A 20,158-nucleotide genomic window follows, 5' to 3' on the forward strand; every position below is an offset into this window, starting at 1 on the left:
CGGAATGCGGACGGTCCGGCCCGGCATGATCCCTTGGGCGTCCCGGACTGTCACGGTGGCGGAGTGGGAATCCGTACGCGCACCGCGCTCACCGCCACTCTGCTCGCCGCGCTCACCGCTGCCGTTGTCCTCTCGGTCCACAGCGGCGGGGTCCGTGCCGACCCCGGCCGCATCCTCCTCTGGTACGGCATCGCCTGGGCGCTGTTCGCCGCTGCCGCCCGGGCCGTCCGCAAGGTGCCGGTCCGCGCCGCGACCGTGCTGGTCGTCGCCGGCGGCGCGGCCGTCGCCGTCGCGGCGCTCACCGCGGCGCCCAGCACCAGCAGCGACATGTACCGCTACGCCTGGGACGGCAAGGTGCAGGCCTCCGGGACCTCCCCGTACGCCTACCTGCCGTCGGCTCCGGAGCTGGCCGGGCTGCGTGAGAGCTGGCTCTTCCCGCCGCAGGCCGCCTGCCGGAACCAAACCCTGGTACGCAAGTTGGAACTGCACGCCGCGGACGGCGCATGCACCCGCATCAACCGCCCCACCGTCCACACCATCTACCCGCCGGTCGCGGAAGGGTGGTTCGCAGCGGTGCACGAGCTGTCCCCCGAGGGCAGCGGCCACAAGGCCATGCAGACCGGCGGCGCGGTACTGGCCCTGGGCACCACCGCCGTGCTGCTCGTCGTGATGCGGCGGCGGGGCCGCGACCCGCGCGCCGCCGCGCTGTGGGCATGGTGCCCGGCCGTCCCCGTCGAGGCCGTGAACAACGCCCACATCGACACCCTCGGCGTCCTGCTCACCGTCCTCGCCCTCGGCACCGCCACCGCCGGCACCCGGCGCGGGGCCCTGCTCGGCGCCGCCATCGCCGTCAAGCTGTACCCGGTCCTGGCCCTGCCCGGCGCGCTGTCCTCGCTCCGCCCGCGCCAGGCCGCGCGCGTCGTACTCCCCGCCATCGCCGTCATCGCCCTCGCCTACCTCCCGTACGTCCTCGCCTCCGGCGCCGGCGTCCTCGGCTACCTGCCCGGCTACCTCCAGGAGGAGGGCTACGACTCCGGCACCGTCCACCGCTTCGCCCTGCTCCGCCTCCTCCTGCCCGACCCCGCAGCCGCCCCGGTCGCCATCGTCCTGCTCCTGGCCACCACGCTGTACGTGCTCCGCCGCGGCGACCCCGCCCGCCCCTGGCACGGCGCCCTCCTCGTCACCGGCACCGCCCTGCTCCTCACCTCACCCGCCTACTCCTGGTACGCCCTCCTCGTCGTCGCCCTCGTCGCCCTGGACGGCCGCTGGGAATGGCTCACCGTCCCCGCCGCCGGAGCCACCCTCTACGTCGGCGGCGCGCTGTGGGGCAGGCACGTCGACCTCCAGTCGCTCTCCTACGGGGCCGCCGCACTCGCCGTGCTCACCGGTGCGGCCGTACGAGCCCGCACCGCACCGGGCCGGGCGGCGTCCGGAGGGGGCGGTGTGCCGGCTCTTCGAGGCGCGCTCGTCGGCGAGGAGCGGAATCCTGGACAGAGCGCCTGACCGTCCCTTCGGGGCCGAACCCCAGCACTCCGGCGCGGCTCACCGCGGGGGGACTGTCCAACACCGAGATCGCCGGCCGTCTCTTCATCAGCGAGGCCACGGTCAAGACCCACCTGAACCGCACCATGAACAAACTCGGCCTGGGCAGCCGCGCCCAGGCCGCCGTGATCGCCTACGAATCCGGCCTCGTCGCCCCCGGCGGCCTGGGCCGCCATCGTGCCGACCGCAGCCACCAGGGGAGACGAGGCGCTCACCCGTATGGCGCGGGTGAGCGTCAGTACCCCACTGACGCCCGGTCATGCCCGTGACCGGCCCCGGGAGACGACCGAACCGTACATAGTGCCGCACCGGTGGCTGCGGCCGGTCCTGATCATGGTCCTGGGAGGAGAACGGGGCGCAGCCGTCCATGGGCGAGGGCCTGTCCCCCGGAGCAAAGGAGGGCAACCCCTGCCGACATTGGGTCAGCGGGTTGCTGTCCGCCCTCATCCCCATGCTCTTCGCCGTCGCCCTTCTCAGCCGACTGCCCTACTCGCGGCTCTGACCCTTGGGGCGGGGCAGTTGCGGTGGGGCGTCATTCGACCGGGGTGAGGCGGTGGGCCCCAGAAGGTAGGCGGCGTGGTCGTGGTCGGTGGTGGTCAACCGGGGGACGGAGGCACCGACTTGGTCGGGGGTGGGTACCGGGCCGCGTCGGGCCAGGAAGGTCTCGAGGTCCACGCCGTCCCGGGCGGCGTAGGTAGACGCTTCATCCTCCGCCTGATGCCTCGTGCGTGCTGGTCCGCCGTGGGGTAACGGCCTCAGGCGGTGGGCTCCTGCATCCAGGCGTCGGGGCCGGGGTCGCCGCCTTCGGCGCGTGCGGCGAGGCGTCCGATGTAGTGCTGCCAGCCCTCCGCGTGCGCGGCGCAGGCCTCGGGGGAGGGCAGTCCGCTGTGGACCAGGCGGAGCAGGGTGCCTTCGGCGGTCGGTTCGAGGGTGATCTCGACGGTGGTGGATCCGGCCGCCACGGGCATGCCGCGCTCCTCCCAGCCCCAGGTGAACACGAGCCGTTTGGGTGGGTCGACGGTGATGAAGCGGCCGGAGGCGACGTTCTCGCCGGTGACCCGGGTTCGGTACGAGCCGCCGGGTTCGAAGGAGAACACGCCGTCGGCGCCCATCCAGGACAGCCACTTCTCGCGGTCGGTGAAGAAGCCGAAGACAGTCTCCGGGCGGGCCGCGATGCGGCGCTCCAGCGTGACGGTGTCCGTGGGGTTCCCGGGGGTCCCGGGGGTGGGTGTCGCGGGTGTCGTCATGAGGGGTTCTCGCTCCGTTCGGCCTCTTCGGCGAGCCGGGCCAGGGTGTCGAGCCTGGAGCTCCACATGCTCTGGAGGTAGTCGGCCAGCGGGCCGAGCGCCTCCCGGTCCGCCCGGTAGAACCGCTTCGTCCCGTCTTTGCGCAGCGTAACCAGGCCGGTGTCCCGCAGCACCTTCAGATGCTGGGAGACGGCCCCGAAGGTGACCTCGAAGCGGGCCGCGATCTCTCCCGCGGACAGCTCGTCGTCCCAGACCAGCCGCAAGATCTCGCGCCGCCTGGGCTCGGCTATGACCTGCACCGCGTCCATGCTCCTAATTTTAGTCCACGCTGCAGTTTGCCAATCTCGGCGACCTTATTTTAGTCTTGGCTAAATTAACTCCACCGCACCTCCAGGAGCAGGTCATGACCGAGATCACCTACGAGACCGACATCGCCGCCGACCGGGCCCGCGTCCTGGACGCGCTCAACACGCACGACGGTCTGACCGGGTGGTGGACCGACGACGTCAACCGCAAGGACGAGATCCTGTTCTTCAACTTCCCCGGTGTTCCCGAGCCCTTCCAGCTCCGCCGCGACCAGGCCGACCAGGACCGCGTCGCGTGGGTGAGCGTCGGCGCCTTCCCGCCCCACTGGGCCGGCACCGCCATCACGTGGGACCTGACCGAGACGGCCGCGGGGACCCGGGTGGCGTTCTCCCACTCCGGCTTCGCGGAGGACGACAGCGAGATCCCGATGGCCAGCGAGACCTGGGGCCTGCTGATGACCCGGCTGAAGGAGTACGCGGAGACCGGCGAGCCGAACCCGTTCTTCACCGTCTGAGAGCCTGAGCTTCCGAGATGAAGGTCGATGTGCTGACCGCGGCCGTTATCGCCGCACCGTGCGACCGCGTCGCTGCCTACGCGGCCGAACCAGCGCACGCACCCGAGTGGTACGCCAACATCACCTCCGTCACCTGGCGTACCCCGCCGCCGGCGGCGATCGGCACCCGGGTCGCCTTCGTCGCCCGCTTCCTCGGCCGCCGGCTGGCCTACACGTACGAGGTCACCGCGTACGAGCCCGGCCGTCTGCTGGTGATGCGTACGAACCAGGGCCCCTTCCCCATGGAGACCACCTACACCTGGGAGCCCCACGGCCCGCACGCGGAACACACCCGCATGACGCTCCGCAACCGGGGCGAGCCGAGCGGGTTCGCCTCACTCGGCGCGTCCGTGCTGGCGGCAGCCATGCGCCGCGCAGCGCAAGGACCTGGCGCAGCTGAAGGAGCTGCTGGAACCGTGAGGACGGAGACGGGGGTCACTTGGGCGGGAGCGTGCCGACGAAGTCCGTCGCCTCCGTGATCCAGTGACGCAGCACGGAGTCCTCGGCCAGCGCCGGGCCGCCCACCGTCACCCAGCCGCGCATCGGGCGGCCGGTGAAGTCCATGGGACGGGCCTCGGGCCGGGCGAGGGCCCGTGCGCTCCGATCCGGGCCGACCCGGGCGATGAGCTCGTCGCCGACCACCCCCACGGTCATGTTTCCGCCCAGCAGGAAGGCCAGCCCTCCGAACATCCGCTTCTCAGTGAGGGCGGGCCGCTCACCGAGCTGCTCCCGGATCCGTTGGGCCAGCCCTTCGTCGTAGGTCATGAACCCACTCTCCCGCCCCGGGCCGTCACCCGCGCACCGAAAGCCGCCACGGAGAACGATCAGGGGGCGGCGAGCAGGCGGCTCAACGCCGGAAGGACGCGGGAGCGCCAGCCTCCGTCCAGGATGGTGCGGGTGCGCTGCTGGACGGGATCGTCAGGGTCGATTCCGGCGTGCTCCAGGAACAAGCCGGGTGCCGCGGCCCTCGGGCTCCAGTGTCCAGGTGACGGTGGTGTCCAGGCGCCCGCCGCGCCAGGCGATGCGCAGCCGTCGCTGGGGTGCCAGCTCGAGTACCTCGCAGTGCACGATGCCGTCGAAGCCCTGCTGGGGGCGTGGCTCGGTGCGAAAAGTGAACCGGTGGCCCACCACTGGTTGGAAGTCGTTGGGCATTAGCCACCGCGCCAGTCGGTCCGCTTCGGTGAGCGCGCGCCAGACCTTGGCCGGTGGACGGGCCAGGTACGGGTGAGCCGGACCTGCGTGGCCGATTCTCCGCCCGAGCTAAGTGCTTCTGCCCATAGGTTCGCGTGGGGTCAGGTCCAGGCGCTGGGATCACCGAGGTAGAGACCGCAGGCGCAGCCTGACCCCACGCGAACTCACGGGCGGAAGCCCCAAGGGACCCGTCCGATTCAGGTGGTGAGTGCGGGTGCGAGGCCGAACACGGATACCAGAGCCGGGTCGTTGAACGCCGTGATGCGGCTGATCCGGGTACCGATCAGGGTCAGGACCTGGACTCCGTACGCCTCGTAGCGGTCGCCGGCCGCGCGTTTGTAGACCACGAGGGCGGGCTGCCCGTTGGCGAGCGTGGGCACCATTCGCCACAGGCCAGGACGGAGTACGAGGTCGGAGAGGAACCCGACGACGGCCCGGCGGCCGGTGAACCAGGTCGGGGTCGGCGGCATCTCCAGCTCGACGTCAACCCGCAGCAGGTTTACCAGCGCGTCGGCGTCGGCGCGGGTGAACGCGTCGACGTAGCCGTCGAGAAGGACGCGGCGGGTCTGCTCCGCCGGTTCGGCCAGGTCGTCCTCGACCGGTCCGGCCTCGGCCAGGCGGGACCGGGCGCGGCGCAGCGCGCTGTCGACGGCTGCGGTCGTGGTGTCCAGGATCTCGGCGACCTCGGCGGTCCGGAACGCCAGCACGTCACGCAGTGTCAGAACGGCTCGCTGCCGGGCGGACTGGAGCGCGGCGATGAAGGCGAGCCGCACTCCAGTCCGCCCGGCCACCACCGCAGCCGGGTCGTCACCGCCGAACAGCGCGTCGGGTGCGGGCTGGAGCCACGCCACCGACGGCTCGCGGGGCGCCACGGCCGCCCGGTGATCGTCCGTAGGCGCGCCGAGGCCCGACGGAAGCGGTCGTCGGGAGCGCGTTTCCATTGCCGTCAGGCACGTCCTGGTGGCGATCGTGTACAGCCATCGCCGCACCGAGGAGCGGCCCTCGAACCGGTCGAACGCCCGCCACGCGCGCAGATAGGTCTCCTGCACCAGGTCCTCGGCGTCGTGGATCGAGCCGAGCATCCGGTAGCAGTGCGCAAGCAGTTCCGGCCGGAACTGCTCGGTCACGGCGGCGAATTCGGCGTCCGAGGGCATCGCGGTTTCTCCTCAGGGGTGCGGCGAGGGGCAGTGTAGGGCCGTCGCTCAGCCGAGCGGGCTCAGCCCGTCGCCGCCGACGACCCGGTACTCCGGGGCGCTGTCCGTGTTCCCGGCCAGCTCCACGACGGCCTTGGCGACCTGGTCCGCGGTGAGGACGGGTCCCCTGCCCTTGACGAAGGTGTCGCGGTCCACGCCCTGGCGCGCGGCGTAGCCCGCCACCGCCACGGAGCCGACGCCGCCGGCCGGGGTCAGGTCGGGCAGCAGCGTGACGAACCGGATGCCCAGGCCGGCCCGCTGCGACTCGTCGGCCGCGTACCCCCGGATGTACCGGATGGCCGCCTTGGCGCTGGCATATCCGCCGCTGAGCGGGGATCCGCCCAGGACGGCCCCGCTGGACAGCGTGACGACCACGCTGCCCGGCGCCAGCGGCTGCCGCAGCGCCGCCCGGGTCCAGGTGAACACGTGCCGCGTGTCCATGTCCCAGTTGCGGCTGAAGGTCTCCCAGGTGTGCTCGTGCACGGGCGTCATGTGCGGCGCAGCCCCGGCATTGAGGACGAGCAGGCCGGGGCGGTGCGTGCGGATCACGTCCTGCGCGAGCGCTTCGCCGGTGGCGTCGGCGGCGACGGGGGTGAAGCCCTCGCCGAGCTCGTCGCGTACGGCGTTCAGGTCCCGCTCGTGGCGGGCGATGCCGACGACCTGGGTGCCCGCGGCGACCAGGGCGGCGGTGATCGCGCGCCCGAAGCCGCGGCTGGCACCAGTGACGACAGCGGTCTGGAAGAGATAGGACTCAGACATCGGATACTCCGAAGTGGTGGTCGGGTTCGGTCCGTATCAAGACCAGCTGCTGGAGGAAAATCCGTCGCCGCGGTCACCATCGGCAGAGCGGTACGCCCAGGCGCTCAGTCGGTTCAGCTGCGCACCGACCTCAAGGCCATCCCCGCCGACCGGCTCTGGGTCAACCCCGACTGCGGCCTGAAGACCCGCCCCTGGCCCGAAACCCGCGCCCCCTGGAGAACCTCATCGCCGCCGCCGACACAGTCCGCGCAGAGCTGCCCTCGTCCTGACACCAGCATGCTGGGCCAGGAGAGCACAGACCCCGCACTCTCCCGGCCCGGAGTGCGCCAGGCGTCCGTCACCAGGCCGCCGACACCGCCCGCTGCTCCAGGCCGGCGTAATGGATGCGTCGCTTCTGTCCACACGAGAGCCGAACGGAAGCGACGCAATCCCAGGCAATCAACCTCGGGCAGCATCCATGGCCGATGGGCCCTCATGGCAGTCCGTTCGGCCAATGCCATGAAGTTGCGGCCGCGGGGAGCCGACCCGATGCGACGCCCTGTCGGGTATCCGCTTCAGGCCGCCAGCGGGATCACCTCCTCGGGCATGGCCGACGGGCGGAGGAAGGGGAAGGCGCAGTTACCGGGGCGCCGTCCCATGCGTTGTACGGTGAGAGCCGCGAGCAGGGCGGTGCCGGGGCCGGGCACCCAGGTGCCCTCGATGCCGATGTAGCAGATGCCGTCTTCGTCGGCCGCCGAGTCGATCCTGTCCGGGAAGCCGGCCAGCGCGACGCAGAATCCCCACAGGTCAGCGCGGAGTCCGCTGGGGAGGTCTTTGCGCACCCAGACCAGCGCGTGGCCTTCGCCCTCTTTGTCGTACCCGAACGTGATGGCAGCGCCGACACCCTCAGGCAGCGGGTATGCCTCATCGGGGATGTCCTCGGCCATGCCACCGAGGGCATCGGTGATCAGCGCACGCAGCGCGGTGATGACTTCTTCGTCACTGCGCCAGCCATGCAGGGGCGCCCACTGACTGTCCGGGCAGAAGGTGCCGAGGTCCACCACAGGGGCGGGAATCCCGGCCGGCGGGTCTGCGCTGGCCTGACCGGCGACAGCCCGGATCCCGCCCGGGGCGTTCGCGTCGGACCTCGGCGTCAGCGTCATGCAGTCCCGGGGGCGTGCGATGTACTGCGTGAGGAGTTGGCGAATACCGTAAGTCCGCACCTCGTCCTCCAGCCCCGGGGCCGTGAGGATCCACAACTCCCCTTCGTCTGCGACGAGTGCCGCCTCGGCCGCTTTGGGCAATTCGAGCACACGGTGCTCTGCCTTGAAGACCTCCAGCAGCACCTCCACCGGCAGCACCCAGACGTCGTGCGTACGCAGCGGAGTCATTTCCGGCGCCGACGATGCGACAGGCCGTTGTGCCAGGTCCTGGTCGACGGTCGCAACGGACCGGAGGGAATCGTTCGACATAGTTCTTCCTTTCGCCGTGGAATTGAGGCAAAACCAGTCTTCGCGCCGCGCTGACAAGGAGCCATGTAAAGTTGAGAAATCCTTATCACTGTGGGAATTCCCGGCCAGACTCGCGGCCCCGATTCCACTTAGGGGTGCTGGGCCGGGGCTCCACTCCTCGCGGCACCTACTTCGATGTACACCCCAAGCCAGGCGCGCGATCCGTCGAGCGTCGAATAACCGGTGCACGCCTTCACGCCCAAGGTGCGGCTTGTCGCCGTGGGCACGATCCACGAGGGCGCCGATGCCCATCCCCGGACTGACGCCGAGCCGGGGCGAAGCCCACTCGGGCCAACACCGCAGCGGCTGGACAGTGCCCCTCCTGTACCACGCCTACTGCTCAGGACGCTCCGTGTCCGAGACGCCAGGCTCCTCATGCGCCTCGGTGGGCTCGGGCGGCTGGTCGTAGGCGCTCAGCAGGCTTTCGATGCGCTGGTTGTTGATGGACTGCCGGTCGTAGAGGCACTTCGCGTACCGGGACAGGAGAACCTCCACACTGTTCCCCGCCCGCTGCGCGACTTCGGCGGGGTCTGCGCCCGCGCACAGCCAGGTGGACAAAGCCGAGTGCCGCAGGTCGTACGGGCGTCTCGCGAGCGGTGTGCCGGCGAGGGCAGGTGACAGGGCGAGAGCGCGGGATTCGTGCCAGACCCGGTGGTAGGTGGTGTAGCCGATGATGCCGCCGCTTTCGGTGAAGAACAGCCGGCCGTCGTCGGCAGTGCCGAAAGTGGCCACGCTGTCCCGCCACAACGCCACCAGGTGCGGCGGCAGGGGCACGACCCTCGTCTCCCCCGGAGGACGGTTCTTCAGACCGCGCTCGTCGTGGAGGCGGCCGGTGTCCGTCCATCGCTTGCCCGCCTGGGGCAAGGTGCGGTGCGCGATCAGCCGCCCCCAGCCGTTTGCGGGCAGGCGGCAGTCCGGCAGCGCGACGGCGATGGCCTCTTCCGGGCGCAGGCCCGCGTAGTACATGCCCGCGAACAGCCCGACCAGCCGACGGCCGCGGGCCCGGCGGTATCCGCCGACGTAGGAGATGGCCGTCAGCAGATCCCGTGCCTGGTGCGGGTTGGCCACCACCCGCGGGTCCACCGCGACCGCCGGCTTGGGCACGCGCCAGCGGACCCGGTGCAGCGGATGACTGCCCAGTTCACCCCGCTCGACGGCGTAGTGGAGGGCGTGCACCAGCACCTTGCGCTTGCGGCGCATCGTCTCCACCGCCGCCTCGCCGCCGTCGAGCTTGCGCCGCAGCGACTCCAGCACCTCGCGCGCCAGAACCGGATCGTGCAGGTCGACCAGGGGCCGGGACGCCTTCGCCACCCACTGCAGCACCAGCCGGTCCTCCGCCGGCAGCTCCCCCTGCCCCGGCCCGGACACGACAAAAGCCCAGTGCCGCAGGGCACGGCGTAGCACCTGCTCGTTCGGCCGCCCGGGCACGTCCCAGAACATCGCCATCGTGATGGCGGTCAGCGCCTCGCTGACCTCGTCTCGGGTCTTCGCCGCCCGGCCGGGCCAGTGTGCCCGCGCGTACTCGGTCGCGAAGGCATACCAACTCAGCTGGGACGGGCCCCGGGATCCGTGCGCAGAGCCGTTCCCTTGGGCCAGGCCCGCGCGGATGGCCCGCACCAACTCCGCGCCGAACTCACCAGCCATCTCCGCGACCGCGTTGTCGCGTCCTTGGAGCCTCGCGCTCGCGTCGCTGTGCGGAAGTGCCCGGCTTCGGTCCAGTGGGGATTCGAAGCCGCCTTCGGCACGATCATCCCGACGCTCGTATGGATCCATGCCCGCCTCCTCTTGATCGGCAGAGGCATGACTGCCCGCACATCCGACCCAGACATCCCCCAACCCGGGCGAACCCGGACCACGCCGGATTGACGGATGGCGATCCGTAGGGCGTTCGTCACGCACTAAGATCCACAACGAAGGTGAGCCCGGTTTCACAGAACGCAACAACGGATAACTCGCCGCGATCTTAACCGCAGACGATCCACTGCGCAGGACCATCGAAAGTTCCTGACTTGCCCCTCGATTCGCCTGACGGGCTATCAGAACGAGCGTCAAATGAGCGTCACGAGCGTCATTTCAGCGTCAAGATATCGCCCGTAGCGCCCACACCGCACATAATGCGCACGCACAAGACCGCAGGTCAGGCACCCTTTGCCGCAGGCTCAAGGACCGCCACGCACTCCACGTGGTGCGTCATCGGGAACAGGTCGAACGCCCGCAGGAACCGCACCCGGTATCCCCCGGTCGCGAAGTAGGCGATGTCGCGGGCGAGGGCCGCCGGGTCGCAGGCTACGTAGGCGATGCGGCGGGCGCCGAGGGAGGCGAGGTGGGCGACGGTGGACTTGCCGGCGCCGGCGCGCGGGGGGTCGAGGACGATGAGGTCGGCCTGGGTGATGCCGGTGCGGGGGAGGACGGATTCGACCTTGCCGTGTTCGATACGGACACGGTCGAGGTCGGCGAGGTTGTGGCGGGCGTCCTCGACGGCTCGCTTGCCGGATTCGATGCCGAGGACGGCGCCGGTGTCGCCGACGCGCTCGGCGATGGCACCGGCGAAGAGGCCGACGCCGCAGTAGAGGTCGAGGGCGGTCTCGCCCTTGCGCGGGGTGAGGCCCTGCATGACGGCCTCGACGAGGAGGTCGGGCGCCTTCGTGTGGACCTGCCAGAAGCCGCCGGAGCCGACCCGCCAGGTGCGGTCCTCGGCGCGCTCACGGACGAAGCCGCGGCCGTGGACGCGGTGGACGCCGTCCTGTTCGTCGACGCGCATGACGGAGACCGGGCGGTCGAGCTCTACGAGGGGGAGGCGGCCGCCGGGCTTGGGGGTGAGGATGACCTGGCGGTCGTTGGAGCCGGTGGCGGCGATGGCCTCTACGGTGGCGATGCCGGGCCAGTCGCGGGACTCGATGCCGAGCTCACTGACGCCGGGGGCGGCGATGAGGCAGCGGTCGACCGGCTCGACCTCGTGGGAGCGGTGGCGGCGCAGGCCTGCGCGGCCGTCGTCGTCGACCGCGTACTGCACGCGCGTGCGCCAGGCCGGGACCTCGCCCTTCGGCAGTTTGTCGCCGGGGACGGGCTCGACGGTGCTGTTCCAGCCGACGTCTTCCGGGGTGAGGCCGGCGAGGCGGGCCAGCTGCTCGGTGATGACCTGGACCTTCAGCCGGCGCTGGGCGCCGGGCGAGGCGTGCTGCCAGTCGCAGCCGCCGCACTTGCCGGGGCCGGAGAAGGGGCAGGGCGCCTCGACGCGGTCGGCGGAGGCCTCCAGGATCTCGACGGCGTCGGCGCGCAGGAAGCGCGAGTCGGGGCCGCCCTCGGTGACCTGGGCGATCACGCGCTCACCGGGGAGCGCGTGCCGTACGAACAGCACCTGGGCCCGGTCGTGTCCCGGAAGGACGGTCCGGGCGATGCAGTGGCCGCCGTGCGCCACCGGGCCGACCTCGACCTCGTAGCGCTCGCCGACCAGGGCGTCGGCCTCAGGAGCCTTCGTACGGTGCTGCATGACGGAACCAGGCTCCAAGCGGGGGGGCGGGGTGGGGCAGGGGTGGTGCGACGACAGCTCACCAGTCTACGTCCCGCCGCCCCTCCCGGATCACCGCTTGTCGCTGGAGGCCTTCGGCCGACCGGGCCGCCCGGCCTCGCCGCGCCGCACCGAGCCCGGGGCGTTCCACTCGGCTCCCCGCCGCTGCCGCAGCTTGGCCCGCTCGGAGGACTCCAGCTGCCATGGCACCGAGGTGACCATGACGCCCGGGGTGAAGAGCAGCCGGCCCTTGAGCCGCAGGGCGCTCTGATTGTGCAGCAGGTGCTCGTACCAGTGGCCGACCACGTACTCCGGGATGTAGACGGAGACGACATCGCGCGGGCTGGCCCGCCGCAGGCTCTTGACGTACTCGATGATCGGCCGGGTGATCTCGCGGTAGGGCGAGTCCAGCACCTTCAGCGGTACGTCGATGCCGCGCCGGTGCCACTCCGCCTGGAGCGCCTTGGTGTCGGCGGGGTCGACGTTGATGCTGAGCGCCTCCAGCGTGTCCGAGCGGAAGAGCTTGGCGTAGGACAGCGCGCGCAGCGTCGGCTTGTGGACCTTGGAGACCAGCACGATGGAGTGCACCCGGGACGGCAGGACGGTGTCCTCGCCGTCGTCCTCGGTGGCGGCCAGCTCACCGGCGACGCGGTCGTAGTGGCGGCGGATGGCGGTCATGATCACGTAGAAGATGACCATGCCGAGCACCGCGACCCAAGCGCCGTGGGTGAACTTCGTCAGCAGCACGATGATCAGCACGAGGCCGGTGAAGAAGGCGCCGAAGGTGTTGATCGCGCGGGAGCGGATCATGCGGCGGCGCGTGGCCGGGTCGGTCTCGGTGCGCAGGTGGCGGTTCCAGTGCCGGACCATGCCGATCTGGCTGAGGGTGAAGGAGACGAAGACGCCGACGATGTAGAGCTGGATGAGCCGGGTGGAGTCCGCGCCGTAGAGGTAGACCAGGACGGCGGCGAAGCCGGCCAGCAGCACGATGCCGTTGCTGAAGGCGAGCCGGTCGCCGCGGGTGTGCAGCTGGCGCGGGAGGTAGCGGTCCTGGGCGAGGATCGAGCCGAGCACCGGGAAGCCGTTGTACGCGGTGTTGGCGGCCAGGAAGAGCACCAGGGCCGTGACGGCGGCCAGGAAGATGAACGGGATCGAGCCGTTGCCGAAGACCGCCGCCGCGACCTGCGCGATGACGGGGTCCTGGGTGAAGGAGGCGCCGACCGGGACACCGTTGTGCAGGAGGTCCGTGGCCGGGTTTTCCGCCATGCGCACGCCGGTGTTGATGGCCAGCGCGATGATGCCGCAGAACATGGTGACGGCCAGCACGCCCATCGCGGCGAGCGTGGTGGCGGCGTTCTTGGACTTGGGCTTGCGGAAGGCGGGCACGCCGTTACTGATCGCCTCGACGCCGGTCAGGGCGGCACAGCCGGAGGAGAAGGCCCGCAGCAGCAGGAAGACCAGTGCGAAACCGGCCAGCCCGGTGTGCTCGGCCTTGATCGTGTAGCCGGCGGTCGGGGCGTGCATGTCGTCGCCGGTGGCGATCCGGAAGATGCCCCAGGCGATCATGGCGAAGACACCGAGGACGAACGCGTACGTCGGGATGGCGAAGACGGTGCCCGACTCCCGTACGCCCCGCAGGTTCATCAGCATCAGTACGACGATCATCCCGACCGCGCCCAGCACCTTGTGCTCGACGAAGAACGGCACGGCCGAGCCGAGGTTCTCCACGCCGGAGGCGACCGACACCGCCACGGTCAGGACATAGTCGACGAGCAGCGCGCTGGCGACGGTGAGCCCGGCGCGCGGGCCGAGGTTGGTCGTGGCGACCTCGTAGTCGCCGCCGCCGGAGGGATAGGCGTGGACGTTCTGCCGGTACGAGGCCACCACAGTGAACATCAGTACGACGACGGCGACCGCGATCCACGGGCTGAAGTGATAGGCCGACACACCGGCGATGGACAGGACCAGCAGGACCTCACCCGGTGCGTACGCGACGGAGGACAGCGGGTCGGAGGCGAAGACGGGCAGCGCGAGCCGCTTGGGGAGGAGCGTTTCCCCGAGCTTGTCGCTGCGCAGCGCCCGGCCGATCAGGATCCGTTTCGGCAAGTCGGTCAGTTTGGACACCCCAGGATGTTAAGGGTTCGTCAAGATGCGCACGTACCCGGGACTCCCTTCCGCAGTACCTCCGTGTGTAGCTTTGGCCCGGGTCTGAGAACCTGTAAAGAGCTCAGCAAAACCAGCCAAAGCAGTTGACAGCCGGAAGGACGGTCGTGCACGTCGTCATCATGGGTTGCGGGAGGGTGGGCTCCACTCTCGCGCACTCCCTCGAACAGCAAGGTCATACGGTCGCCGTGATCGACCAGGACCCGACGGCCTTCCGCCGCCTGGGCGCCGGGTTCAGCGGCCGCCGGGTGACCGGCATCGGGTTCGACCAGGACACACTGCGCGAGGCCGGGATCGAGGAGGCGGGAGCCTTCGCGGCCGTCAGCAGCGGCGACAACTCCAACATCATCGCGGCCCGCGTGGCCCGCGAGATGTTCGGCATCGAGAATGTCGCGGCCCGTATCTACGACCCCCGGCGCGCCGAGGTCTACCAGCGCCTCGGCATCCCCACCGTGGCCACCGTGCGGTGGACCGCGGACCAGATGCTCCGCCGGCTGCTGCCGTCCGGAGCCGAGCCCCTGTGGCGCGACCCCAGCGGCGGGGTGCAGCTCGCCGAGGTGCACATCTCCCCCGCATGGATCGGCCACAAGGTCAGCAAGCTCCAGGAGGAGACAGGGGTGCGTGTGGCGTTCCTCACCCGGCTGGGCGAGGCCATGCTGCCGAGCTCCCAGACGGTGCTCCAGGAAGGTGACCTGGTGCACGTCATGATGCGTACCGACGAGGTCGAACAGGTCGAGGCGACGTTCGCCAAGGGCCCTGAGGAGGGTCACTGATGAGAGTCGCCATCGCCGGGGCCGGCGCGGTGGGCCGCTCGATCGCGGCCGAGCTGCTGGAGAACGGCCACGAGGTCCTTCTCGTCGACAAGAACCCCAGCTCCATCTCCGTGGAGCGGGTCCCGCAGGCCGAGTGGCTGCTCGCCGACGCCTGCGAGATCACCTCGCTGGACGAGGCTGCGCTGCAGCGCTGCAACGTCGTCATCGCCGCCACCGGGGACGACAAGGTCAACCTCGTCGTCTCGCTGCTGGCCAAGACCGAGTACGGGGTGCCCCGGGTCGTCGCCCGGGTCAACAATCCCAAGAACGAGTGGCTGTTCAACGAGGCCTGGGGCGTGGACGTCGCCGTCTCCACCCCGCGCCTGATGTCGGCCCTGGTCGAGGAGGCCGTCAGCGTCGGCGACCTCGTACGCCTGATGCGCTTCAGCCAGGGCGACGCCAACCTCGTCGAGCTGACCCTGCCGCCCGAGGCCGCCCTCGTCGGCACCCGGGTCGGCGACGTCGAGTGGCCGCTGGACACCTCCCTGGTCACCATCATCCGGGGCCACCGAGTGCTCACCCCGTCCAAGGACGACGCCCTGGAGGCGGGTGACGAGCTGCTGTTCGTCGCGGCCCCGCACCGGGAGGAGCAGCTGGAGGACCTGCTGTCGCTCCAGCGCAACGGCTCCGCCGAGGGCTGACGCGTACGGATACGGAGCCGGGCCCGGACCTGATGGTCCGGGCCCGGCTCCGTATCCGTGAGGACTCAGTTCGCGGCGGCTTCCTTACGGGCGGCCTCCGCCTCCTTCTCGGCGGCCTCGGCCGCCTCCATCTCCGCGATCACGTCGATCGGCGGCGGAGCCTTGGCCAGGAAGACCCAGGTCAGGTAGACGCAGAGCAGGAAGGGCGGGATGCCGAGGGCGACCTTGACCCATCCGAGCTGGGTGGCGTTGCCCCACAGGTAGAGAGGGAAGAGGATCGCGGACTTGGCGAGCAGGATGATGCCCCAGGCCCAGGTGGCCTTGGTGTAGGCGACCCGGCGGCCGGGGTTGCGATCCCGCCAGGAGAGGTTCTCCTTGAGGATCGGGCCGAGCAGCAGCCCGATCAGCGGGAAGCCGGCCATGGCGGAGACCACGTAGGCGACGGCCAGCCCGAGCGTGTAGAGCATGCCGGGGAGGTAGAAGTTCTTGGCGTTGCCGGACATCATCGCGAAGACGACGCCGAAGGCGACTCCGAAGACCCCGCTGAAGGCGTGCTTGAGGGTCTGCTTCTTCGCCAGCCGCGCCAGCGCCAGGACCAGGCTGAGCCCCAGCGCCGCGATGCCGGCGATGTGGATGTCCCGGTTGATCGTGTAGATCGTGACGAAGACCAGGCCGGGCACGGTGGTGTCCACCATGCCCCACACCCCGCCGAACGCCTCCAGGAGCGCATGGTCGGCGGCCGCCCTGGAGGCGGCCGCGTCATGCTCGGGCTCGGCCCCCGCCTCGCTCTGGGGCTCGGTCCGCTTTTCGATCGACGCCACGCTTACTCCTGTCCGACCGGACGCAACTCGTACTTGGGGTTGAACAGCACCGGCCGGCCGCGGTTCATGGAGATCCGCCCCGACGCGATGATCCTTCGGCCCGGCTCTATGCCCACGATGCTGCGGCGGCCCAGCCAGACCACGTCCAGCGCCGCGGAGCCGTCGAACAGCTCCGCCTCCAGCGCCGGCACACCGGCACGCGGCCGCAGCGTCACGGCGCGCAGTGTACCGGTCACGCTCACTATCTGCCGGTCGTGGCAGTCGCAGATCCGCGTGCACCCGGTCGCCAGGGCATCCTCCTGCAGCTCCTCGGAGTGCAGTTCCTCCTGGGTCGAGGACAGGCGGTCGAGCATCCGGCGAAAACGGCTCGCGGGTCGGTCCGAACGGGTGGCACCACTCATGGCTCAAAGCCTACCGGGCAGGGCGGACAGGATCACTTCTCGAATCGGTAGCCCATGCCGGGCTCGGTGACGAAGTGCCGGGGGTGGGAGGGGTCGGACTCCAGCTTGCGGCGGAGCTGGGCCATGTAGACCCGCAGGTAGTTGGCCTCCGTGCCGTAGGCGGGGCCCCAGACCTCCTGGAGGAGCTGTTTCTGGCTGACCAGCCGGCCGGTGTTGCGGACCAGGACCTCCAGCAGGTGCCATTCGGTGGGCGTGAGGCGTACGTCGGCGCCGTCCCGGTTGACCTTCTTGGCCGCCAGGTCGACGGTGAAGGACTCGGTCTCGACCGTGGAGGCGTCGTCCTCGGGACCGGCGGGCTGTGCGCGCCGCACCGCCGCGCGCAGCCGGGCCAGCAGCTCGTCCATGCCGAACGGCTTGGTCACGTAGTCGTCCGCCCCCGCGTCCAGCGCCTCGACCTTCTCGTCGGAGGTCTGGCGGGCGGACAGCACGATGATCGGCACCCGCGTCCAGCCTCGCAGGCCGCGGATCACGTCTACGCCGTCCATGTCGGGCAGTCCGAGGTCCAGCACGACGACGTCCGGGTGGCGGGCGGCGGCGAGCTGCAGCGCGGTCGCACCGTCGTGGGCGGCGTCGACCTCGTACTTGCGGGCCCGCAGGTTGATCACGAGAGCGCGCACGATCTGCGGCTCGTCGTCCACCACGAGCACCCGGTTCATTCTTTCTCCTTCTTTTTTTGGAGGCGAATTCGCCTCCATTGCGCTCAGCCACTGTCGACAGTCGACGTGCTCGGTCGCTCGTACCTCGCTCCCTGCGCGCGTCTCCTTTTCGACAGCGGCCGCTTCACTTTGGCTCATTCGCCTACGTCGACCGCAGATCCTGGGTTACCGCGGCCCGGAGTGTCAGGACCATGGTCATCCCGCCGCCCGGGGTGTCCTCGGCGACCAGTGTGCCGCCCATGGCCTCGGTGAAGCCGCGGGCGACCGCGAGGCCGAGGCCGACGCCGGTGCCGCGCGGGGTGTCGCCGTAGCGCTGGAAGGGCTCGAAGATCCGGTCCTTGGCGGCGTCGGGGACGCCGGGGCCGCGGTCGACGACCCGGAGTTCGACCCGGTTGCCCAGCGCGCTGGCCGCGACGAGCACCTTGGAGCCGGGCGGGCTGTACTTGACCGCGTTCTCGACCAGGTTCGCGGCGGCGCGCTCCAGGAGGCCGGGGTCGGCGGCGACCATGGGCAGGGTCTCCGGGATGTCGAGGAGGACGCTGCCTTCGGGCACTCCGCCCAGCGCCATCGGGACCACCTCGTCGAGGTCGGTCGCGCGCATCAGCGGGGTGACGGTGCCGGTCTGGAGGCGGGACATGTCCAGGAGGTTGCCGACGAGGTGGTCGAGCCGGTCCGCGCCGTTCTCGATGCCCTCCAGGAGCTCGGCCTCGTCCTCGGGGGACCAGGCGACGTCCACGGAGCGCAGCGAGGAGACGGCGGCCTTGATGCCGGCGAGCGGCGTGCGCAGGTCGTGCGACACGGCGGCGAGCAGCGCGGTACGGATCCGGTTGCCCTCTGCCAGCTCGCGTGCGTGTGCGGCCTCGTCCTCCAGGCGGCGGCGGTCCAGGGCCACGGCGGCCTGCGCGGCGAAGGCGGAGAGCACGCGCCGGTCGGAGGCGGGCAGCACGCGCCCGGTGAGGGCCAGCGAGAGCCGGTCGTTGACGGGCACCTCGACGTCCGCGTCCTCGGGGCGGCCGCAGGGGGCGGCGCCGACGCTCGCCGCACAGCTCCAGTTGTCGTGTTCGCTCTCGCGCTCCAGGAAGGCGACGGAGTCCATGGCGAAGGTCTCGCGGACCCGCTCCAGCAGCGCGTCCAGGGAGCTCTCGCCGCGCAGGACGCTTCCCGCCAGGAAGGACAGGATTTCCGCCTCCGAGCGCAGCCGGGCCGCCTGCTGGGTGCGGCGGGCGGCCAGGTCCACGACGGAGGCGACCGAGACGCCGACCACGACGAAGATGGCGAGGGCCAGGATGTTCTCGGGCTCGGCGATGGTGAAGGCGTGGGTGGGCGGCGTGAAGTAGTAGTTGAGCAGCAGCGATCCGCCGAGCGCCGAGACGAGCGCCGGGAACAGCCCGCCGACGAGCGCCGCCGCGACCGTCAGGGCCAGGAACAGCAGCATGTCGGTGGCCAGGCCCAGGCCCGGGTGCCAGGTGGTCAGCACCAGCGCGAGCAGCACCGGCCCCGCCGCTCCGACGAGCCAGCCGGCGACGACGCGGGAGCGGCCGAGCCGCGCGCCGCGTGCGATGGGCAGGCCGCGGCCCTTGGCGGCCTCCTCGTGGGTGACGATGTGGACGTCGAGGTCCGGGCCGGAGTCGCGGGCAGCGGTCGCGCCGACGCCCGGCCCGAAGACGTACTGCCAGGTCTTGCGGCGGCTGGTGCCCAGCACGATCTGGGTGGCGTTGACCCCCCGCGCGAAGTCCAGCAGCGCGGTGGGCACGTCGTCGCCGACGACATGGTGGAAGGAGCCGCCGAGCTCCTCCACCAGGGTCCGCTGGACCGTCAGCTCCTTTGCCGATCCCGCTATCAGCCCGTCGCCGCTCACGATGTGCACGGCGAGGATCTCGCCTCCCGCGCCCTTGGCCGCCATGCGCGCGGCGCGGCGGATGAGCGTACGCCCCTCCGGGCCGCCGGTGAGGCCGACGACGATGCGCTCGCGGGCCTGCCAGGTGGTGGAGATGCTGTGGTCGGCGCGGTACTGCCGGAGGTACTCGTCGACCCGGTCGGCGACCCACAGCAGGGCCAGCTCGCGCAGCGCGGTGAGATTCCCGGGCCGGAAGTAGTTGGACAGGGCCGCGTCGACCCGGTCGGGGGCGTAGATGTTGCCGTGCGCCATACGGCGGCGCAGCGCCTGTGGCGACATGTCGACCAGCTCTATCTGGTCGGCCCGGCGGACCACCTCGTCGGGGACGGTCTCGCGCTGCCGTACGCCCGTTATGGACTCCACGACATCGCCGAGGGACTCCAGGTGCTGGATGTTGACCGTGGACACCACGTCTATCCCGGCCTGGAGCAGCTCCTCGACGTCCTGCCACCGCTTGGCGTTGCGCGAGCCCGGCACATTGGTGTGCGCCAGCTCGTCCACCAGGGCCACGGCCGGGCGGCGGGTGAGCACCGCGTCCACGTCCATCTCGGTGAACGCCGCGTCGCGGTACTCGATCTCCCGGCACGGCAGGATCTCCAGCCCGGCCAGCAGTTCCTCGGTGCGCGGGCGCCGGTGCGGCTCGACATAGCCGACGGCCACATCGGTCCCCCGCTCCACGCGCCGGTGCGCCTCGGCCAGCATGGCGTAGGTCTTGCCCACGCCGGGTGCCGCCCCGAGGTAGACGCGCAGCTTGCCCCGTACCCCCTTTGCCCCTGTTGCCATGGTCCCATCCTCCGCTCGGCGGCCAGCCTAGGCATGGACGTGTCCCCCGGCACCGGCCGAGGGCCCGCGCGGGCGTCAAGGATCCGTATGGAATCGGCTGGAATCGGCGCGGGCCGGCAAAGGGAACCACCAAGT

General features: G+C 70.8%; 21 protein-coding genes and 2 pseudogenes. 7 read left to right on the forward strand and 16 right to left on the reverse strand.

Annotated features, from left to right (window positions below; all coding sequences use genetic code 11):
* The first annotated feature begins 63 nt into the window (after positions 1 to 63).
* The gene (locus OG607_RS11310) at positions 64 to 1,503 is read left to right on the forward strand and encodes a glycosyltransferase 87 family protein (protein WP_405722092.1); all 1,440 of its coding nucleotides are present in this window, start codon (positions 64 to 66) and stop codon (positions 1,501 to 1,503) included.
* Between the two features lie 35 nt (positions 1,504 to 1,538).
* Positions 1,539 to 1,706: pseudogene (locus tag OG607_RS11315) on the forward strand (response regulator transcription factor); the annotation flags it as partial.
* A gap of 322 nt (positions 1,707 to 2,028) precedes the next feature.
* Here the strand turns inward: OG607_RS11315 and OG607_RS11320 are convergent.
* The 3 genes from OG607_RS11320 to OG607_RS11330 all read right to left on the reverse strand — a co-directional run bounded on the left by OG607_RS11320 (position 2,029) and on the right by OG607_RS11330 (position 3,097).
* Positions 2,029 to 2,217: a hypothetical protein gene (locus OG607_RS11320; protein ID WP_405722095.1), complete on the reverse strand. Its 189-nt coding sequence runs from the start codon at positions 2,215 to 2,217 to the stop codon at positions 2,029 to 2,031.
* A gap of 80 nt (positions 2,218 to 2,297) precedes the next feature.
* A complete protein-coding gene (locus tag OG607_RS11325) occupies positions 2,298 to 2,789 on the reverse strand; it encodes an SRPBCC domain-containing protein (RefSeq protein ID WP_405722097.1) in 492 nt (163 codons plus the stop codon).
* Positions 2,786 to 3,097, reverse strand: coding sequence for an ArsR/SmtB family transcription factor (locus OG607_RS11330; protein ID WP_405722100.1), 312 nt, complete (start codon positions 3,095 to 3,097; stop codon positions 2,786 to 2,788). The genes OG607_RS11325 and OG607_RS11330 overlap by 4 nt, the downstream gene beginning before the upstream one ends.
* Positions 3,098 to 3,192: 95 nt before the next feature.
* On the opposite strand from OG607_RS11330, the gene OG607_RS11335 reads away from it, so the two are divergent.
* Together OG607_RS11335 and OG607_RS11340 are read left to right on the forward strand one after the other, a co-directional pair.
* Positions 3,193 to 3,609: an SRPBCC domain-containing protein gene (locus OG607_RS11335; protein ID WP_405722102.1), complete on the forward strand. Its 417-nt coding sequence runs from the start codon at positions 3,193 to 3,195 to the stop codon at positions 3,607 to 3,609.
* Positions 3,610 to 3,626: 17 nt separating this feature from the next.
* Positions 3,627 to 4,127, forward strand: coding sequence for an SRPBCC family protein (locus tag OG607_RS11340; RefSeq protein WP_405722105.1), 501 nt, complete (start codon positions 3,627 to 3,629; stop codon positions 4,125 to 4,127).
* Here OG607_RS11340 and OG607_RS11345 read toward each other — a convergent pair.
* The 5 genes from OG607_RS11345 to OG607_RS11365 all read right to left on the reverse strand — a co-directional run bounded on the left by OG607_RS11345 (position 4,084) and on the right by OG607_RS11365 (position 6,791).
* On the reverse strand, positions 4,084 to 4,413 hold the full coding sequence (locus OG607_RS11345; RefSeq protein ID WP_405722108.1) for a TfoX/Sxy family protein: 330 nt from the start codon (positions 4,411 to 4,413) through the stop codon (positions 4,084 to 4,086). The two genes, OG607_RS11340 and OG607_RS11345, sit on opposite strands and share 44 nt — an antisense overlap.
* A gap of 59 nt (positions 4,414 to 4,472) precedes the next feature.
* Complete coding sequence (locus OG607_RS11350) at positions 4,473 to 4,598, reverse strand: hypothetical protein (RefSeq protein ID WP_405722111.1); 126 nt, start codon at positions 4,596 to 4,598, stop codon at positions 4,473 to 4,475.
* Positions 4,567 to 4,896 carry an SRPBCC domain-containing protein gene (locus tag OG607_RS11355; RefSeq protein ID WP_405736689.1) on the reverse strand — a complete coding sequence of 110 codons (330 nt, stop codon included), beginning with the start codon at positions 4,894 to 4,896 and terminating at the stop codon, positions 4,567 to 4,569. Before OG607_RS11355 ends, OG607_RS11350 begins: the two co-directional genes overlap by 32 nt.
* Positions 4,897 to 5,036: 140 nt before the next feature.
* Positions 5,037 to 5,993, reverse strand: a complete 957-nt coding sequence (locus OG607_RS11360; RefSeq protein WP_405722114.1) for a sigma-70 family RNA polymerase sigma factor — start codon at positions 5,991 to 5,993, stop codon at positions 5,037 to 5,039.
* Positions 5,994 to 6,041: 48 nt separating this feature from the next.
* Positions 6,042 to 6,791, reverse strand: a complete 750-nt coding sequence (locus OG607_RS11365; RefSeq protein ID WP_405722117.1) for an SDR family oxidoreductase — start codon at positions 6,789 to 6,791, stop codon at positions 6,042 to 6,044.
* Positions 6,792 to 6,905: 114 nt separating this feature from the next.
* On the opposite strand from OG607_RS11365, the pseudogene OG607_RS11370 reads away from it, so the two are divergent.
* Positions 6,906 to 7,060: pseudogene (locus OG607_RS11370) on the forward strand (hypothetical protein); the annotation flags it as partial.
* Between the two features lie 285 nt (positions 7,061 to 7,345).
* Here OG607_RS11370 and OG607_RS11375 read toward each other — a convergent pair.
* The 4 genes from OG607_RS11375 to OG607_RS11390 all read right to left on the reverse strand — a co-directional run bounded on the left by OG607_RS11375 (position 7,346) and on the right by OG607_RS11390 (position 13,913).
* Entirely contained in the window at positions 7,346 to 8,299 is a 954-nt protein-coding gene (locus OG607_RS11375) for a hypothetical protein (protein WP_405722120.1), read from the reverse strand.
* 315 nt (positions 8,300 to 8,614) lie between these two features.
* On the reverse strand, positions 8,615 to 10,054 hold the full coding sequence (locus OG607_RS11380; RefSeq protein ID WP_405722123.1) for a tyrosine-type recombinase/integrase: 1,440 nt from the start codon (positions 10,052 to 10,054) through the stop codon (positions 8,615 to 8,617).
* A gap of 364 nt (positions 10,055 to 10,418) precedes the next feature.
* Complete coding sequence (locus OG607_RS11385; protein ID WP_405722126.1) at positions 10,419 to 11,771, reverse strand: class I SAM-dependent RNA methyltransferase; 1,353 nt, start codon at positions 11,769 to 11,771, stop codon at positions 10,419 to 10,421.
* 90 nt (positions 11,772 to 11,861) lie between these two features.
* Positions 11,862 to 13,913: an APC family permease gene (locus OG607_RS11390; RefSeq protein ID WP_405722129.1), complete on the reverse strand. Its 2,052-nt coding sequence runs from the start codon at positions 13,911 to 13,913 to the stop codon at positions 11,862 to 11,864.
* A 146-nt stretch (positions 13,914 to 14,059) separates the two neighbouring features.
* Between OG607_RS11390 and OG607_RS11395 the strand changes: the two genes are divergently transcribed.
* Both OG607_RS11395 and OG607_RS11400 read left to right on the forward strand, forming a co-directional pair.
* The gene (locus OG607_RS11395; RefSeq protein WP_329311517.1) at positions 14,060 to 14,725 is read left to right on the forward strand and encodes a TrkA family potassium uptake protein; all 666 of its coding nucleotides are present in this window, start codon (positions 14,060 to 14,062) and stop codon (positions 14,723 to 14,725) included.
* Positions 14,725 to 15,405 (forward strand): potassium channel family protein, encoded by a 681-nt coding sequence (locus tag OG607_RS11400; protein ID WP_405722133.1) that lies wholly within the window; start codon positions 14,725 to 14,727, stop codon positions 15,403 to 15,405. Before OG607_RS11395 ends, OG607_RS11400 begins: the two co-directional genes overlap by 1 nt.
* A 65-nt stretch (positions 15,406 to 15,470) precedes the next feature.
* On the opposite strand, the gene OG607_RS11405 is transcribed toward OG607_RS11400, so the two are convergent.
* The 4 genes from OG607_RS11405 to OG607_RS11420 all read right to left on the reverse strand — a co-directional run bounded on the left by OG607_RS11405 (position 15,471) and on the right by OG607_RS11420 (position 20,023).
* Entirely contained in the window at positions 15,471 to 16,226 is a 756-nt protein-coding gene (locus OG607_RS11405; RefSeq protein WP_405722136.1) for a DUF3159 domain-containing protein, read from the reverse strand.
* 2 nt (positions 16,227 to 16,228) lie between these two features.
* The gene (locus tag OG607_RS11410) at positions 16,229 to 16,627 is read right to left on the reverse strand and encodes an OB-fold nucleic acid binding domain-containing protein (RefSeq protein WP_329311520.1); all 399 of its coding nucleotides are present in this window, start codon (positions 16,625 to 16,627) and stop codon (positions 16,229 to 16,231) included.
* 32 nt (positions 16,628 to 16,659) lie between these two features.
* Positions 16,660 to 17,343 carry a response regulator gene (locus OG607_RS11415; protein ID WP_405722139.1) on the reverse strand — a complete coding sequence of 228 codons (684 nt, stop codon included), beginning with the start codon at positions 17,341 to 17,343 and terminating at the stop codon, positions 16,660 to 16,662.
* Positions 17,344 to 17,485: 142 nt separating this feature from the next.
* Positions 17,486 to 20,023 (reverse strand): ATP-binding protein, encoded by a 2,538-nt coding sequence (locus OG607_RS11420; RefSeq protein WP_405722142.1) that lies wholly within the window; start codon positions 20,021 to 20,023, stop codon positions 17,486 to 17,488.
* Between the last annotated feature and the right edge of the window lie 135 nt (positions 20,024 to 20,158).

The organism is Streptomyces sp. NBC_01537 (genome assembly GCF_045040445.1).
GTDB lineage: Bacteria > Actinomycetota > Actinomycetes > Streptomycetales > Streptomycetaceae > Actinacidiphila.

Bases quoted from the DNA above. Each gene is read 5' to 3' on its own strand.
- OG607_RS11365 (WP_405722117.1), bottom strand. From the start codon at position 6,791: ATGTCTGAGTCCTATCTCTTCCAGACCGCTGTCGTCACTGGTGCCAGC.
- OG607_RS11335 (WP_405722102.1), top strand. From the start codon at position 3,193: ATGACCGAGATCACCTACGAGACCGACATCGCCGCCGACCGGGCCCGC.
- OG607_RS11400 (WP_405722133.1), top strand. From the start codon at position 14,725: ATGAGAGTCGCCATCGCCGGGGCCGGCGCGGTGGGCCGCTCGATCGCG.
- OG607_RS11415 (WP_405722139.1), bottom strand. From the start codon at position 17,343: ATGAACCGGGTGCTCGTGGTGGACGACGAGCCGCAGATCGTGCGCGCT.
- OG607_RS11385 (WP_405722126.1), bottom strand. From the start codon at position 11,771: ATGCAGCACCGTACGAAGGCTCCTGAGGCCGACGCCCTGGTCGGCGAG.
- OG607_RS11420 (WP_405722142.1), bottom strand. From the start codon at position 20,023: ATGGCAACAGGGGCAAAGGGGGTACGGGGCAAGCTGCGCGTCTACCTC.
- OG607_RS11410 (WP_329311520.1), bottom strand. From the start codon at position 16,627: ATGAGTGGTGCCACCCGTTCGGACCGACCCGCGAGCCGTTTTCGCCGG.
- OG607_RS11345 (WP_405722108.1), bottom strand. From the start codon at position 4,413: ATGACCTACGACGAAGGGCTGGCCCAACGGATCCGGGAGCAGCTCGGT.
- OG607_RS11380 (WP_405722123.1), bottom strand. From the start codon at position 10,054: ATGGATCCATACGAGCGTCGGGATGATCGTGCCGAAGGCGGCTTCGAA.
- OG607_RS11360 (WP_405722114.1), bottom strand. From the start codon at position 5,993: ATGCCCTCGGACGCCGAATTCGCCGCCGTGACCGAGCAGTTCCGGCCG.
- OG607_RS11325 (WP_405722097.1), bottom strand. From the start codon at position 2,789: ATGACGACACCCGCGACACCCACCCCCGGGACCCCCGGGAACCCCACG.
- OG607_RS11330 (WP_405722100.1), bottom strand. From the start codon at position 3,097: ATGGACGCGGTGCAGGTCATAGCCGAGCCCAGGCGGCGCGAGATCTTG.
- OG607_RS11340 (WP_405722105.1), top strand. From the start codon at position 3,627: ATGAAGGTCGATGTGCTGACCGCGGCCGTTATCGCCGCACCGTGCGAC.